The organism is Pseudodesulfovibrio portus (assembly GCF_026000375.1).
Taxonomy (GTDB): Bacteria; Desulfobacterota; Desulfovibrionia; order Desulfovibrionales; family Desulfovibrionaceae; genus Pseudodesulfovibrio; species Pseudodesulfovibrio portus.
The window spans coordinates 524,788-539,509 of the sequence record NZ_AP026708.1; the positions used below are offsets into that span (position 1 = coordinate 524,788).

General features: G+C 57.5%; 14 protein-coding genes. 5 read left to right on the forward strand and 9 right to left on the reverse strand.

Annotated elements, in window-relative coordinates; all coding sequences use genetic code 11:
- Positions 1-335: 335 nt before the first annotated feature.
- From OO730_RS02670 to OO730_RS02680, 3 genes are all read left to right on the forward strand, one after another.
- Positions 336-1,205: a transporter substrate-binding domain-containing protein gene (locus OO730_RS02670; RefSeq protein WP_264983032.1), complete on the forward strand. Its 870-nt coding sequence runs from the start codon at positions 336-338 to the stop codon at positions 1,203-1,205.
- Positions 1,206-1,332: 127 nt separating this feature from the next.
- A complete protein-coding gene (locus tag OO730_RS02675; RefSeq protein ID WP_264983033.1) occupies positions 1,333-2,292 on the forward strand; it encodes an amino acid ABC transporter permease in 960 nt (319 codons plus the stop codon).
- A gap of 1 nt (position 2,293) precedes the next feature.
- Positions 2,294-3,025 (forward strand): amino acid ABC transporter ATP-binding protein, encoded by a 732-nt coding sequence (locus OO730_RS02680; RefSeq protein WP_264983034.1) that lies wholly within the window; start codon positions 2,294-2,296, stop codon positions 3,023-3,025.
- 197 nt (positions 3,026-3,222) lie between these two features.
- Here the strand turns inward: OO730_RS02680 and OO730_RS02685 are convergent, their stop codons facing one another.
- Both OO730_RS02685 and OO730_RS02690 read right to left on the reverse strand, forming a co-directional pair.
- Entirely contained in the window at positions 3,223-4,296 is a 1,074-nt protein-coding gene (locus tag OO730_RS02685; RefSeq protein ID WP_264983035.1) for a hypothetical protein, read from the reverse strand.
- The gene (locus OO730_RS02690) at positions 4,271-5,722 is read right to left on the reverse strand and encodes an MBOAT family O-acyltransferase (RefSeq protein ID WP_264983036.1); all 1,452 of its coding nucleotides are present in this window, start codon (positions 5,720-5,722) and stop codon (positions 4,271-4,273) included. Before OO730_RS02690 ends, OO730_RS02685 begins: the two co-directional genes overlap by 26 nt.
- A gap of 609 nt (positions 5,723-6,331) precedes the next feature.
- Here OO730_RS02690 and OO730_RS02695 point away from each other — a divergent pair.
- Together OO730_RS02695 and OO730_RS02700 are read left to right on the forward strand one after the other, a co-directional pair.
- Positions 6,332-7,168 (forward strand): TIGR04372 family glycosyltransferase, encoded by an 837-nt coding sequence (locus OO730_RS02695; RefSeq protein ID WP_264983037.1) that lies wholly within the window; start codon positions 6,332-6,334, stop codon positions 7,166-7,168.
- 18 nt (positions 7,169-7,186) lie between these two features.
- Positions 7,187-8,320: a class I SAM-dependent methyltransferase gene (locus tag OO730_RS02700; RefSeq protein WP_264983038.1), complete on the forward strand. Its 1,134-nt coding sequence runs from the start codon at positions 7,187-7,189 to the stop codon at positions 8,318-8,320.
- Here the strand turns inward: OO730_RS02700 and OO730_RS02705 are convergent.
- From OO730_RS02705 to OO730_RS02735, 7 genes are read right to left on the reverse strand one after another with little or no spacing between them, the layout of a single operon-like run.
- Positions 8,310-9,191 carry an NAD-dependent epimerase/dehydratase family protein gene (locus OO730_RS02705; protein WP_264983039.1) on the reverse strand — a complete coding sequence of 294 codons (882 nt, stop codon included), beginning with the start codon at positions 9,189-9,191 and terminating at the stop codon, positions 8,310-8,312. The genes OO730_RS02700 and OO730_RS02705 overlap by 11 nt on opposite strands.
- Positions 9,192-9,201: 10 nt before the next feature.
- Positions 9,202-10,446: a class I SAM-dependent methyltransferase gene (locus OO730_RS02710; RefSeq protein WP_264983040.1), complete on the reverse strand. Its 1,245-nt coding sequence runs from the start codon at positions 10,444-10,446 to the stop codon at positions 9,202-9,204.
- Positions 10,446-11,225 carry an SDR family NAD(P)-dependent oxidoreductase gene (locus tag OO730_RS02715; RefSeq protein WP_264983041.1) on the reverse strand — a complete coding sequence of 260 codons (780 nt, stop codon included), beginning with the start codon at positions 11,223-11,225 and terminating at the stop codon, positions 10,446-10,448. Before OO730_RS02715 ends, OO730_RS02710 begins: the two co-directional genes overlap by 1 nt.
- Positions 11,222-11,746 (reverse strand): WbuC family cupin fold metalloprotein, encoded by a 525-nt coding sequence (locus OO730_RS02720; RefSeq protein WP_264983042.1) that lies wholly within the window; start codon positions 11,744-11,746, stop codon positions 11,222-11,224. Before OO730_RS02720 ends, OO730_RS02715 begins: the two co-directional genes overlap by 4 nt.
- On the reverse strand, positions 11,743-12,960 hold the full coding sequence (locus tag OO730_RS02725) for a class I SAM-dependent methyltransferase (protein WP_264983043.1): 1,218 nt from the start codon (positions 12,958-12,960) through the stop codon (positions 11,743-11,745). Before OO730_RS02725 ends, OO730_RS02720 begins: the two co-directional genes overlap by 4 nt.
- A 9-nt stretch (positions 12,961-12,969) precedes the next feature.
- The gene (locus tag OO730_RS02730) at positions 12,970-14,040 is read right to left on the reverse strand and encodes a radical SAM protein (RefSeq protein ID WP_264983044.1); all 1,071 of its coding nucleotides are present in this window, start codon (positions 14,038-14,040) and stop codon (positions 12,970-12,972) included.
- A gap of 9 nt (positions 14,041-14,049) precedes the next feature.
- Positions 14,050-14,715 (reverse strand): class I SAM-dependent methyltransferase, encoded by a 666-nt coding sequence (locus OO730_RS02735; protein ID WP_264983045.1) that lies wholly within the window; start codon positions 14,713-14,715, stop codon positions 14,050-14,052.
- Positions 14,716-14,722 lie beyond the last annotated feature (7 nt).

Consider the following 14,722-nt stretch of genomic DNA (forward strand, 5'->3'; position numbering starts at 1 on the left):
CGTTTCACCTGCTCGACATATGCTCATGCCGACTACTCGATACCCCGACATAGCACAGGGCAAACACCATGGTAACCCCATTAAAATCATTATATTAGACAAAACACAAAGACGATGCCGGGGAAACGCCCTGTTTCAAGCGTTGTTTGACGTCCAAAAGGCAAAACCCTCTTGAATTATCTCCCCAATAAAGTTAATAAAAGCTTTCGTCCAACGAACTCTCCTGTTCAACGAACGAAATGCAGTAATGGACCCAACGACCCGGCCCGTTGTTTACCCGGACAACGGTCCGAGCCAGAAGGAATACCACAACCCTTGTTTCATTGGAGGAAAGGATGAAACGCTTAATCGCTCTTGCTGCCATTCTCGGCACCCTGATTTTCATGTTCGCATGCAGCCAGCAGACTGCGGAAGAAAAAGCCGCTGCACCCGTCAAGGAAGACATCAACGTCCGCCTGGAACTGCAGAAAGCTTCCACCCTTGAAAAAGTCGTCCAGAGCGGCGTTCTGCGCGTGGGTCTCGAATCCGGCTACATGCCGTTCGAAATGACCGACAAGAAAGGCGCCGTGGTCGGCTTCGACGTCGACATGGTCACCGAAATGGCCAAGGCCATGGGCGTGAAGCTCGAGATCGTCAACACCGCCTGGGACGGCATCATCCCCGGCCTCCTGTCCAACAAGTACGACCTCATCGCCTCCGGCATGACCGTCAACCAGGAACGCAACCTGAAGGTCAACTTCGCCAACCCGTACATCATCGTCGGCCAGACCGCCCTGATCTCCAAGCAGTTCGCTGACGAGATCACCGACTGGAAACAGCTGAACGATCCCAAGTACACCATCACCTCCAAGCTCGGCACCACCGGCGAACAGGCCGCCAAGCGTCTCTTCCCCAAGGCCACCTACAAGTCCTTCGAGATGGAAGACCAGGCCATGCTGGAAGCCCTGAACGGCAAGGCCGCCGCTACCGTCTACGACCTGCCCATGACCTCCATCTTCTACGCACAGCGCGGCAAGGACGCCGGCATGAAGTTCCTGGACAAGCCCTTCACCTACGAGCCCCTGGGTTGGGCCATCAACAAGGGTGACCCGGACTTCCTGAATTGGCTGAACAACTTCCTTGTTCAGATCAAGAACGACGGCCGCTACGACCGAATCTACAACAAGTGGTTCGGTTCCGACGAGTGGTATCAGGATATCCAGTAGAGACTGAATGACCATCCGGGGGTCGCCCAAAGCGGCCCCCGGTCTTTTTTCGCGCTTTTATCTCATCGAGCTTACAATGACAGAAGAGAAGAAAATCGTCCCCGCTAAGGGGTTCGATAAGAACCTAATGTGGAAAGTCGTGTACGCGGTGGCCCTCATCGGTGTCTGCCTCGGTTTCTATTGGGCCACCATGCAGACTGACTACATCTGGCGGTGGAACCGCATCCCAAGATATTTCTATTATACCGACACCGTGAACATCAACGCCGAAATCGAAGGCGAAGTCACCTCCATCACCAGGAAGGGGGAGGACTCGGTCGTCATCGTCAGCGGCGGCGGCGACTCCGAATACTACACGATCCCCGGATCCGATGTCCGCATCTCCCAAGGCGACACCGTCTACATGGGCGATACGATCGGCGTCTACTCCGAGCAGAAGATGGGCATGCTGCTCGAAGGTATGCTCATCACGCTGGAAGTCAGTATAGTGGCCATCATGTTCGGCATCCTGATCGGCCTTTTCACAGGGCTGTCAAGGATATCGACCAACCCGTTCCTGAAGATGTCCGCCATCACCTACATCGAGATCATCCGAGGCACGCCCCTGCTCGTCCAGATCATGATCTGGTACTTCGTCCTCGGGACCATCATCAACAACCTGCTGCTCAAGGCGGGCATGTTCCAGATCCCGGAACTCTGGTTCGGCGTGGCCTCCCTGGCCATCTTCGCCGGGGCCTACGTGGCCGAGATCGTCCGGGCGGGCATCCAGTCCATCAACAGGGGACAGATGGAAGCCGCCCGCAGCCTGGGCATGACCAAGATCACGGCCATGCGCAAGATCATCCTGCCCCAGGCCTTCAAGCGCATCCTGCCGCCCCTGGCCGGACAGTTCATCAGCCTGATCAAGGACTCCTCGCTGCTCGGCGTCATCGCCATCCGCGAGCTGACCAAAGCCACCCGCGAGGCGGTCACCACCTCTCTCATGCCCTACGAGCTCTGGTTCGTTTGCGGCATCCTGTACCTGGTGCTGACCTTCTCCTTGTCGATGTTTGTCCAGTACCTCGAACAGCGGACTGCGGAGGCCTAACATGATAGACGTCAAAAACGTATACAAGACCTTCTTCGTCCCCCAGGAAGTGCAGGCCCTGCACGACGTGTCCTACCACATCAATCCCGGCGAGGTGGTCGTGGTCATCGGCCCGTCCGGGTCCGGCAAGTCCACCTTCCTGCGCTGCCTGAACCGGCTGGAACACGCCGAGTCCGGGCACATCATGATCGACGGCGTGGACGTCCTCGACCGCAAGACCAACATCAACAAGGTGCGCATGGAGGTGGGCATGGTCTTCCAGTCCTTCAACCTCTTCCCGCACCTGACCGTGCTGGAAAACGTGACCGTGGGACAGACCTCGGTGCGCAAGCGGGGCAAGAAGGAATCCATGGAAACGGCCATGACGCTTCTGAACAAGGTCGGCATCCACGCCAAGGCGGACAACTACCCGGCACAGCTCTCCGGCGGCCAACAGCAGCGTGTGGCCATCGCCCGCGCCCTGGCCATGAACCCCAAGGTCATGCTCTTTGACGAACCCACCTCGGCCCTGGACCCGGAAATGGTCGGCGAGGTCCTGGACGTCATGAAGGCCCTGGCCAAGGAAGGCATGACCATGGTCGTGGTCACCCACGAAATGGGCTTTGCCCGCGAAGTGGCCGACCACGTCGTGTTCATGGACGAGGGCAAGATCGTCGAGGTCGGCACCCCCGAGCACTTCTTCACCAACCCGGAACACGACCGGACCAAACTCTTCCTGAGCCAAATCCTGTAATACTCCTGGCGAATATCAAAACAAAAAAAGGCTTGCGGTATCTACCGCAAGCCTTTTTTACTGCACAATAAAAAGGGGCTCTACCGGACAGCCGGCCCATATATTTTTCAATCCACTGTTCTAGTTGCTTAAACGACTTTTTTGCATTGCCGTATCGGCAACCCGGAGGACTTATCCGGGACAGCCCCAATAAAACCCTACTTCAACGCATCAACAATATCCTTGGCGGCCTTTTTCGTGAACAGCACCGCACCGACAGCCCCGATGTGATCGGCGTTCAGGCCACTGGAATCAAGATAATCCGGGTCGCTCCACTTGCCATAATCATAGCCCGACTTGAGGGACCGGTTGATAAAATGTCGATTCCCCAGCCCCACATCACTGGTGGTGTAGATCAGGACCCGTCTGGCAAAAGGCCTGAATTGATCCAGCAATGCATAATAGTTATCCCGAAGCCAATCGGGGTACTGCGCTTCCAGCCAAGCGCTCTCGGGGATAGCCACCACGATCAAATTGATTCCATTCCTGCGGACGATATCCCCAATCTCACGGACCATCTCTTCCGATCCATCGGTGATCTGGGCCTCCTGAATGCTCCGTAGCCAGCGTTTCAAATTTTCGGCTGTCGATTCCGAGTCCTTCAGCACCCTGCCGATATCATCTTCATTCATCCCTTCGACCAGCGGGGTGTGCTCACTTACGCGCGCCAATGCCTGCTGGTGTGCGTTCTCATTCTTGATAAACAGCCAGGCGAAGATATTCTGTATTGAAAACAACAGATCTCCCTCATTAATCGAGGCAATCTGCGCCTTCTGGCTGAACAGCATCCGAGCCTTGTTGCCGTCCTCCCAAAACTGCCTTGGCGACGTCGAGTAAATTATCGTCTTGGGCAACTCTCCAAGAGACTCGTAGTGCTTGAGTGCGAACAGAAACGTCTCCGTATACGACCCTCCCAGAGTGCATGCGGCTATCCGATATGTACCAAGAGCCTCTGCCAACATATTAAAATCGAACGCCGTATATGCATGGGAATCACCCAGGACCAGGACTTCAGGATGAATCCGAATCGAATTCTTGCAACCATACGTATCGTTGTCGTTCAACAGGGCCAGATAATCCTCCGGCCGTATGGTGTCCTCCAAATCGATACACATGCCCAGAAAATAAATAAATCCGACAATTATGCCGGTAAAGAACAGCAGCACAACGGCGAAACGCCTATGCGACATTGAATGATTTATTTTCCTAAAACTGGAAATAAATAAATTCACTGGGGCTCCCTACATAGATAATGCTCATTACGGCAACCGCCACGGCACCAACGAGCCGCAGGCGCGTGGGGGTGAACCGTTCCGTTATCTCGTTGGAATTGCTGCACCACAGGCAGGACAAAAAACAGGCCGCCAACAGCGGCACAACAAGATCGCGCTGATGGAATCCGTACAAGGGGCTGGAAAAGGCAACACCATAGTCTGCGAGAAATGCCGACTGCATGAACTTGGGCAGCACGATGTCATTAAGGCCGACCATGCTTTTGAGCATGCGCATGGCATCGGCAAAGGTCTTTGCCCGAAAGAATACCCAGGCGAAGTTGACGAAAAGAAACACCACAGGCCACGCTAGATATTTTGACATGCGCAAGCCGGCATTGGTCCAAAAACGGTGCACCACCATGGCCAGGCCGTGCAGCACTCCCCAGATAACAAAAGTCCAGCCCGCCCCGTGCCAAATCCCGCCCAGAAGGAAGGTAATGAACAGATTCCGACATGTACTCGAAAGGCCGTACCGGTTGCCACCCAGTGGAATATAGAGATAATCCCGCAAAAAACGGCTGAGCGTCATGTGCCAACGTGACCAGAAATCCTGAATGCTGAGCGCCTTGTACGGAGAGTTGAAATTCTGTGGCAACTTGATGTTCAACATCAAAGCTGTGCCCATGGCCATGTCCGTATAGCCGCTGAAGTCAAAATAAATCTGAAAAGTATAGGCCAGGCTGGAAGCCCAGGAGGCAAGCAGATTCAAGGAGGCAGGATTATCAAACCCCTGCGCCACCCAGGGAGACAACCTGTCTGCGATGACAACCTTCTTGAAAAGGCCCAGGAGAAACAGGTTGAGCCCGGAAGAGACATTGACCCAATTGAATATCTTGGTTTTAAGTTGCTTGAACTGGCCCATCATCTCCGAGTGATGCACGATGGGACCGGCAATGAGTTGCGGGAAAAAGCAAACGAAAAGGCTGTAGTCGAGAAATCGAGGCTCCCTGGCCTTTCCCCGATGGCAATCTACGAGGTAGGCCAATTGCTGGAACGTGAAGAAGCTGATGGCCAACGGAAGGACGACATTGGGCAAGGGGATAACCGTCCCGGCCAAAGCGTTGACGTTTTCGACGAAAAAATCGGCATATTTGAACCACCCCAAAGCCGCCAGATTCACTCCAACGCCTAGGATCAACGTCCTCCTCCGCAACTCTTTATCGAGAGAAGACCGTTGCAGCACGGCACCCAAGCCATAGTTCACCAGCACCGACAGGATAATCAGAAACGAATATTCGGGCGTCCAGTAGGAATAAAAAAAGACCGAAGAAACTACCAGCCAAATTTTAGCGCCGACCACCAGTTTCATCCTGTTCAACAGGAAATATACAACCAAAACCGTCGGCAGGAAAAAGAATATGTATATGTACGAATTGAACAGCATGTGCTATGCCCGGGAAAACCAAGCACCCCTCAAAAGAAGTATGTCCTTCAAACGACAATCAATCCACTTATCACCAGCAATAACTATATATTATACCCCATCAACACTTGAAGCACAACCGTTATTATCCGTGTCGCGAGCGCATCAAGGGCCACTTGACTACTTCATCGGATAATTCTAATATTTCAATTGGTTTTGACGCTTCCCTTCACAGCCAACAAACATCCAATCAATACAGCACATTACATCCAACCTATGGGCAAAAGACCTGAATACAGAATCCACCTTCGGTGGTTCCGGTTATTTTACTTCCCTCTCATGCTCCCCTTTGCGCTTCTGGCGGCTGTTTTCAACAAAATATCCCCGGTACCCTTCAGGCTCTACGCGCTCAGGGTCGAACGCGTCGGCCAGATGATCGGCAATCAGGAAGAACTGTTGTGCGAACTCGAGTTGGGACTGCGGCCCAAAGAATTTTGCGTTTACGTACACCGCGACAAGCCGAGCAACCACGCCCTACTGGCAATGCACAAAAGAGTACTCCCCATTCACAACGCATTCCTCCCGCTGTTCGACGTTTGCCATAAGTTGGGCGGTCTGGGAGTCAGCTCCATGGAACTCTGCAAGCTATGGGGGGATGACCGAAAGCACCTGACCACCCGGACACGACAGCACATCGATTTCACCGCCGAGGAAACAGCAGAGGCCCATCGCCAATGCAAGATGCTGGGCATAAATCCAAACACACCGTTCGTCCCGCTTCTGGCCAGGGACAACACCTACCTGCAGCAAATCAAGGAACCCACGGAACTCGACAGCTACCGGAACGTGGAAATCGACACGTTCATACCGGCCCTGGAATATATCGCCGACAGGTACAAAACCATTCGAATGGGAAGTGTCGTTAAATCCCCGCTAAAAACGAACCATCCCAACATACTGGACTACAGCCTGTCCGGGAAACGGACCGAACTTCTCGACATCTACCTTTCAGGGAAATGCCACTTTTTCTTCAGTTCGGCCACGGGACTTGATGGCCTCGCTTCCCTGGTTTTCCGCAAGCCCGTACTCTACGTGGACTTCATGCCCATATCACGCGCCCCTATTCTGAAACCCGGTTGCATGCTCATCCCCAAACAATATTGGCACGTCGAGGAAAAACGATACCTGACCCTGAGCGAACTGCTGGAAAGCGGCATGGCGGATATGGCGACACCCAGACAACTCAATCCGAAAGGAATCGTGGTCCACGACAACACTTCGCAGGAAATCCTGGAAGCCGTAAAGGAAATGACGGCTCGGCTCGACGGTTCATGGATCGAGACGGTCGAAGACAAAGAACGTCGGGAACAATTCTGGTCGCACTACAAGCGTCTCTCGCCCGACAACATCTGCGTGGGCCTGATCGGCAGCGCCTTTCTCAAAAACAACCCCCACTGGCTTCGCTAGAAAAATAACAGGACAGACATGGCCAAGCATACACGAGCCTTTATCGACTTTTACGACAAGCATAAGATATCCCCTGTCTCCCAGGATGTCTCCGACCTCGACGCACATTATGCGCGGCGGCAGGCGCTGTACCGACAACTGGGTATGGTACCGTCCTTTCTCAAAGGCAAAAACGTGTTGGAATTCGGCCCCGGCAGCGGGCACAACGCCCTGTACACAGCCAACCTGAATCCGGCTCGCTATGTCCTGGTCGACGCCAACCCGACCGGCCTGGCCGAGACTCGAAAACGGCTGGAGAACAACGACACGGAAATCGTCGTGGTCGAAAGCTTTATCGAAGACTTCAAGACGGACGAACGATTCGACCTGGTTATGTGCGAAGGGTGCATCCCCTGGCAGATCGATCCCCAAGGCATCTTGAAAAACGTCGCCCGCTTCGTTGCACCGGGCGGGGCCATATTCATCACCTGCATCGACGAGATTTCCGCTCTGGGCGACAACCTCCGTAGGCTGGAAGCACATATCCTCATCGACAAATCCGACCCCATCGACAAACAGGTGGCCCAGCTGCTACCCGTCTTCAAAAATGACCTCGACTCCCTGTCGGGCATGTCCAGACCATATGAAGATTGGATTCTTGATCAGATTTTGCAGCCATTTATCGGCAACTACTTCTCCATTGAGGAAGCGATCACCACCCTGGACGCCGAGTTCGACGTCCACGCCGCGTCGCCCGACTTTCTCACGGATTGGACATGGTACAAGGAGGTCCCACTCCGGGCAACCTCCGACAACCAGCTCGGCATCCGCTCGTACAGGGAGAACCTGCACAACTTCATCGACTACCGCTGTCTGTTCCCGCCGCGCCACGAGGCAAACAATATGCATCTTGCCGAATTAATAAGGGAATTCACCAAAACGGAATTGCAGTACGAAACGACAGGAAAAGACGAGCTCCTGGCCCCAATCCGGAGCCAATTGCAGGAACTGGCCAAAGCCATCGGCGAATTCTCGCAGCAGACGGCGGCCAGCGTCACCGATTTCGAGAAGGGCCTCGGCACCTATCTCGCAACAGGCGAATTTCCGGCCCTGCCGGACTTCACCCCGTTCTTCGGACGCGGCCAGCAGTACCTGTCTTTTATCAGGAAGTAGGCGACAACGCCGCGCGCTTGGCTTCGTAGGTCTTGAGGATGCCCTCTTCAAGCGGGGTGAACGCGAAGTCGGGAAAGGTTTCACGGAACAGCGTGTTGTCGAAGTAGTTGTCCACCTTGTCCTTGGTCCGCTCCCGCTGATCCAGGGGCGGCAGACCGGTGGGCAGTCCGGCCACGCACTTGAGCACGTCCCGGAAGGTGTAGCTCTTGCCCGCGCAGACGTTGAGCACGCCGGAGAAATCGCTCCCGATGACAAGGCGCGTCACGGCCACCAGGTCGTCGATGTAGACGAATTCGCGTTTTTCCTCGCCGTCGCCCCACAACACGATGGTCTCGCCGGTCACGGACTTGTGCGTGAACCCGGACGGGCCGTACTGCGGCAGGTCGCCCCCGCCGTAGGCAGTGGGCGGGCGCAGGCAGACCAGCCTCTTCGGATCGCACGCCTTGAGCAGCACCCGTTCGGCAGTGAACTTGCAGAGCCCGTAGAAGGACGTGGGCTGCACTCCGGTCTCCTCGGTGATGTCCGGGTGCTGGACGTCCTCGCCGTAGACTGCGGTGGAGCTGTAGAAGACCAGCTTGCCCACGGGATTGTTCTCCACGGCCTCGGCCAGGTGGTAGATCATGTCCATGTTCCGGGCAAAGGACTCGCGGTTGTCGCCCACCTGCCGCTTCACTGCGGCCAGGAAGACCACTGCGGTCTCCTCGTTGAAATGGGCGGCCACCTTGTCCCAGTCTTCCCGTTTCGAAAAGTCCACATCCGGGTACGACAGGCCCACGGCCTCGACGCCCGGCGCATTGGCCGCCAGGTCAGACATCATGGCCTGGCCGATGAAGCCGGAATGGCCGAGAATGAGAATCTTCTTGATCGCCACGGTGTCCGCCTTATTTCTCGATGATGCCGACAGCGGGCAGCATGGTGATGAACCGGCCGCCCTCGGCCAGGTATTTCTCGTGACGCGCCTTGATGGGGTTCATGTACCGCCAGGCGATGTTCAGGATGTAGTCGGGCTTGCGCTTGTAAATCTCGTCCGAGTTATAGACCGGGATGTGCATGCCCGGGCTGAAGGTGTCGAACTTGACCGGGTTGTCGTCATAGAGGCAGTCGATGCGGCCCTCCAACTCCAGGTAGTAGAGCATGGTGGTCACGCCCACGGACGCGCCGTAGGCGGCCACGGACTTGCCCTCGGCGCGCAGGGAGTCGATGAGTTCCAGCAGTTCGCGCTTCATGGTCTCCACGCGGCCCACGAGATTCCTGAACGGGGCCATACCCTCGAAGCCCAGCTCCCGTTCCAGGGTGGCCAGCCCGGTGACGGACTCGGACACGGCACGGGGGCCACTCTTGCGCTGGACCACGCCGCGAATGGAGCCGCCCTTGGTGGGCACGCGCTCCACGTCGATGAACTCCAGGCCATGACTGTCGAAGAATTTGATCAGCGGCAGGATGGAAAAATAGCAGAGGTGTTCGTGGTAGACATTGTCGATGACCGTATTCTGCACGGTATCGACCATGTAGCCGGTCTCGAACACGAACACGCCGTTGTCGTCGAGCAGCTCCACGATGCCTTCCATCATGTCGGTCAGATCGTCGATGTTGGCGAACACGTTGTTGGCCGTGACGATGCCCGCCGGGCCGCGTTCCTCGCGCACCTTGACCGCGGTCTCGCGGTTGAAGAACAGGGGCCAGGTCTCCACGCCCGCGTCCGTGGCCTTTTTCGCCAGGGCCGAAGCGGGCTCGATGCCGAGTACGGGGTAGCCGAGCGCCTTCACGCCCTGGAGCATGCAGCCCACGTTGGAGCCGATGTCCACCACCAGCGCGTTGTCGTCCGGCTTGACCTGCTCGATCATCTTGCGGGCATATTTCAGGAAGTGTTCTTCCAAGCCCAGCGAGATGGAGGTCTCGTAAAGATAGTCGGAATAGATCAGCTCGGGGTTGATGACGCCGGGCAGCTGCAGCAGCCCGCAATTGGTGCACACGCACAGCTCCAATGGGAACGTGGGCTGGCCCTTGCCGAGCCTGTCCCCGGTCACGAAATCGTCGCCAACCGGGGTGGTGGCGATGTCCAGAACGGTCTCAAGGGACTTGGACCGGCAGAGTCGGCAGTCGTCGCGTTTGTAAAAATCAGTCATTATTTCTCGTTATCCGTTTTACGGGTTACCTGAACATTCAAACCGGCAATCTCGCGGCAAAGCCCTTCGGGCCACTGGAGGGAGATGCCCCCGTCCAGCATGATTTGCTGCCCGGTGACAAATCCCGCCTTGGATGACAGGAGGAACTCCACCACATTGCCACAATCCTCGGCAGTGCCGACACGACCAAGAGGCGTGATGCGCTCATACAAATCGGTCAGCGGCTTGTTGCCGGCGTAAAATTCTCTTGATTCTTCCTTGATCATGGTGCTGGGGCAAACGCTGTTGACGCGAATCCCCCTGGGACCAAGCACCACTGCGTAATAACGCATGATCTGATCCATTCCGGCCTTGCCCAGATGGTAGCTGACGGGCTGCTCCGAAGCGATGAACCGGGTGGCGATGGAACTGACGGTCACGATGGATTTGTCTCCCTCATCGGGCATATGGGGCACCACCAGATCAATGATGTTCCGTGTGGCGGTCAGGGTCACGGCTATCTCGTTTTCCCAGTCGTCGCCCGTCCCTCTAAAGCGCTGAAAAAACGCGAGCTTGGTCAAGGGGCCCGCAGCAGCAGCTTGATCCACAATCTCGACTATTCGGCTATTGTCGCACACGTCGCCCTGATAAAAGGTGACGCCTTCAAGAGCCAAGTCCTTGTCGGGTGGTGCAGTGCGCCCCACCACTGAAACCTTGTCCCCCTGGCACGACAGCAATTGCACCAGGGCTCGTCCCGAACCATGGGTGCCGCCTATGACCAACGCATGGGGCCGACTCATTTCCCAACCCTCCCCTGGATGACGGCATCCACTTTCGATTCATACCCGGCCACATCGCCGTCCTCGTCCGGGCTCCAGGAGGCGAAAACCATCTTGTCTCGATCGAACGGCCCGGTGGTGGCCTCGCAGAAGACCAGGGTCTCGGATCGGATCAGGAACATATGGTAGACGCCCATGACCATGCGGCAGGAGAACGGGCGGCCCGAATTTCTGTCACCCAGCCTGACGACCTCGGTCACGATGCCGTCTTCGTCGAACAGGACGATGTCCACCTCGCCGAGGAGGATGGTCACGCACTCCTCCTTGTCCAGATGCTTGTGCGGGCGCACGTAACAGGACCGCCCATGGACGATGAACATCTCCTGGAGCAGGGAGTCCGGCCCCTCGTGGGTGCACAGCCGGGCGCGCCTGCGGGGGTTGTCCGCAGCCAGCCGGATCAGCTCGTCCAGGTCGGCCTCGCCCACCGGGACTCCCGGCCGGTCGAGGTAGTAGACCTCGTCGTTGACCTTGCGCCAGTTCATGACACGCTCCTTTCCGGCCCCAGTGCGATGGCCGACTTGGGGAAGATGGAGGCGAACCGCCCTCCCCTGTCCAGAAACGGTTGATTGTTGGCGATCACCTTGGGTTCCACCGCCGGGTTGAAGCACATGAGCGCCAGCTTCACGTCCTCCTCGATGAGGGCGGCGGATTTCAGGATGGGCAGCCGGGAACCGGGCATGAACAGCCCGGCCTTGTCCGGGTTGTCGTCCACGAAAAAGGAAATATGTTCTTTCAATCCCAGCAGGTTGACGAAGGTACAGCCCAGGTGCCCGGCACCGAACACGGCCACCTTGCCCTGCTCTTTGGTGAACGCGGCCAGGTATTCCCGCCACCACGCCCGCATCTCGTCGAACCCCCGGCCGTAGCCCCTGGCCCGCTCGATCTCGACGGCCAGTTCGTCGGCGTCGATGACAAACGGCTGCTCCTCGCCCACCAGTCGGCCGACGCCCACAAGGGAATCCTCCAGCGGATAGCTGACCCGCTCATAGTGGACCAGCTCGAAGCCGAAGGCCGCGAACACCCCCTTGAAGATGGCCGGGGTGTAGTATTGCAGGTGCTCCTCCCAGAGCGGGGCGAAATCCTTGAGCCGGAACTGGTCGTCGCAGCACGGCGCTTCCAGAAAGAGATAACCGCCGGGCCTGACCATGGCCCTGAGCCCGCGCATGTAGCCACGCAGGTCGTGCAGGTGCTCCATGATGTGGCGGGAGATGAGAATATCCGCCCTCTGCCTGAACCGGGCAAGCCCCGTGTCCAGGCACTCGGGCAGCCGCGCCTGCACGGTCTCCACGCCCACGCCGGGCCGGTCCACGCCCAGATGCGCTTCAGGGTCGATGCGCCAGGTGTTTTCCACGCCCATTCTTTCCAGCCGGGCGATGGTGGAGTCGTCCTTGAAGGACACGCCGCCCACCACGGACTCGGGTCCTATGCCGGGAAGTCCGAACAGGACCTCGGCGGTCCGGTCCAGGTGCGGCTCCGGCTCGTTGTAGGTGATCCAGTCGAAGACCGGCATCATCTCCTCGGCCGGGATCGGATCGACCAGCTGCACCAACCCGCAATCCAGGCAGACTGCGGCGTGCTTGACGTGCGTGTACTCGTCCGCGTCCGCGGCTTGCAGGAACCGGTTGCCCAGGGGCTGGCCGTCGACCTTGACCAGGGTTTCCAACCGGGGGGAATTGCACAGGCAGCAGAGGGTCACGATCACTCCTTAGACAAAGGCCAGATGGTCCGGGTCGGCGTCCAGATAGTCAAGCAGCAGCTTGTTCTTGGAGTTGGCCACGCAGTGGTGGTTGCACACCCGGGACGGGTTGATCTTGTAGAACTTGGCCTTGTCGCTCATCCAGAAATCCTTGAAGGACGTATCCTTGATGGAGCCGACCAGTCCCTCGTCGAGGTTGTAGGCCTTGTCCTGGCACGAATAGATGTTGGAGTCCGCGCCGATGACCGGGAGCACCTGCAGATAGGGGCACCACGTGTACTTCTTTTCGAACCGCTCATCCAGCTTGTGGTAGGCGTCGAAGACCTCGAAATCGTCCCCGGCCAGTTCGTCGTTCACCCGGTCGATCTGCTCGCGCGCCATATCCCAGATGGCCTCGTGGTATTCGTTGTTCCGGGCCGCCTCGTTCTCCAGGATACAGGCCCCGATCTTGATGGAATCGCCGCCGAAATCCTTGACCCGCCTTGCGGCTTCATAGATGTGGTCCACGTTCTCCTTGTCCACAATGTAACTGACGCCCAGCCGACACGGGCCGCCGAACTTCTTGAAGGCCTCGATGTTGGCCAGGATGCGGTCGTACTCGCCGTCCTGAACGCCCCGGTATCGGGTGTAGCTGGCGTTGTCCCAGCCGTCCATGGACACGCGGACCCAGGAGCCGCTGTGGGCGAACATCTCGGCCACCTCGCCCTTGAGCAGCCCGCCGTTTGTCAGGGTGGCGAACTTGACCGGCGAATCCACGAGACGGTGCAGCACGTCGGCCAGGTGGGGATAGAACAGCGGCTCGCCGCCGCCGGAGAAGGTCACGCCTTTGACGCCCATGTCGATGATGTCCTCGGTTATCTCCAGCATCTTGTCCCTGGGGATGGAATCCGAGATGCGCATGTCCTTGCCCAACTGCAGGGAGTCGGCGCGGTAGGCGCAGTAGCGGCAGTTGTGGTTGCACGCGTTGATCGGCTTGATGCGGATATGCAGGGGCGGCAGGATGGTGTCGACTTCCCTGGGCAGGGAGTCCACCTTGTCCTTGAAATGGAATATCTTCATCGGGGTGTATATGTTGCCCACGTTCAACTCCTATTCGAAATAAATGAATTCGTAGTCGCCGGTGAAGCCGAAGTGGTCGAAGAGCCACTCCCACTCGCGCTTGCTGAAAAAGGATTCGCAGGTCAACGCCCAGCACTGCAGGTTGAACAGTTCCTGCTCGTTGCGGTAGCTCTCCACGGTGATGAAGCTCTCCTTGCCCACACGCTCGATCTCGTCCAGGGCGTCCGCCAGTTCCGGCAGCTCCAGGTTGAAGAGCGTGGTCAGGGAGATGACCAAATCGAACTCGTTGTCCTCAAAGGGAAACGGCTCGCGGGCATCGTGGATGAACAGGTCGTCCCGCACTTCGGGCAGGGCCTCGGCCAGCCCGTGCTTCGAGATGTCGAACCCCTTGATGACCAGGCCGGGCAACAGCTGCTTGAGCTCGTAGAGCAGGTACGCCTTGCCGCAACCGACGTCGAGGAGCCGGGAGCCGTCCGTCAGGCCGTACTCGCGAATCAGCGCCTCGGCCACGGGCTTCCATCGCCCCGGCATGAAGCGGTAGCCGCCGTAGCCGTAGCGCCGGTCGCCGTCCCAGTAGTCCTTCTCATACTGTTTGGCCACGACCATGCAGGCGGCCTTGTCGTCCATCATGCGCGGCAGGTACTCGCGCGCGGTGGCCGTGTGCAGCGGGGTGATGATGTTCATGAGCCTGCCCATGTACGCC

What these genes read in the sequence shown, in the direction of transcription:
- OO730_RS02695 (WP_264983037.1), top strand. Translation starts at nt 6,332, where the DNA reads ATGGAACTCTGCAAGCTATGGGGGGATGACCGAAAGCACCTGACCACC.
- OO730_RS02700 (WP_264983038.1), top strand. Translation starts at nt 7,187, where the DNA reads ATGGCCAAGCATACACGAGCCTTTATCGACTTTTACGACAAGCATAAG.
- OO730_RS02715 (WP_264983041.1), bottom strand. Translation starts at nt 11,225, where the DNA reads ATGAGTCGGCCCCATGCGTTGGTCATAGGCGGCACCCATGGTTCGGGA.
- OO730_RS02710 (WP_264983040.1), bottom strand. Translation starts at nt 10,446, where the DNA reads ATGACTGATTTTTACAAACGCGACGACTGCCGACTCTGCCGGTCCAAG.
- OO730_RS02735 (WP_264983045.1), bottom strand. Translation starts at nt 14,715, where the DNA reads ATGGGCAGGCTCATGAACATCATCACCCCGCTGCACACGGCCACCGCG.
- OO730_RS02720 (WP_264983042.1), bottom strand. Translation starts at nt 11,746, where the DNA reads ATGAACTGGCGCAAGGTCAACGACGAGGTCTACTACCTCGACCGGCCG.
- OO730_RS02680 (WP_264983034.1), top strand. Translation starts at nt 2,294, where the DNA reads ATGATAGACGTCAAAAACGTATACAAGACCTTCTTCGTCCCCCAGGAA.
- OO730_RS02670 (WP_264983032.1), top strand. Translation starts at nt 336, where the DNA reads ATGAAACGCTTAATCGCTCTTGCTGCCATTCTCGGCACCCTGATTTTC.
- OO730_RS02675 (WP_264983033.1), top strand. Translation starts at nt 1,333, where the DNA reads ATGTGGAAAGTCGTGTACGCGGTGGCCCTCATCGGTGTCTGCCTCGGT.
- OO730_RS02690 (WP_264983036.1), bottom strand. Translation starts at nt 5,722, where the DNA reads ATGCTGTTCAATTCGTACATATACATATTCTTTTTCCTGCCGACGGTT.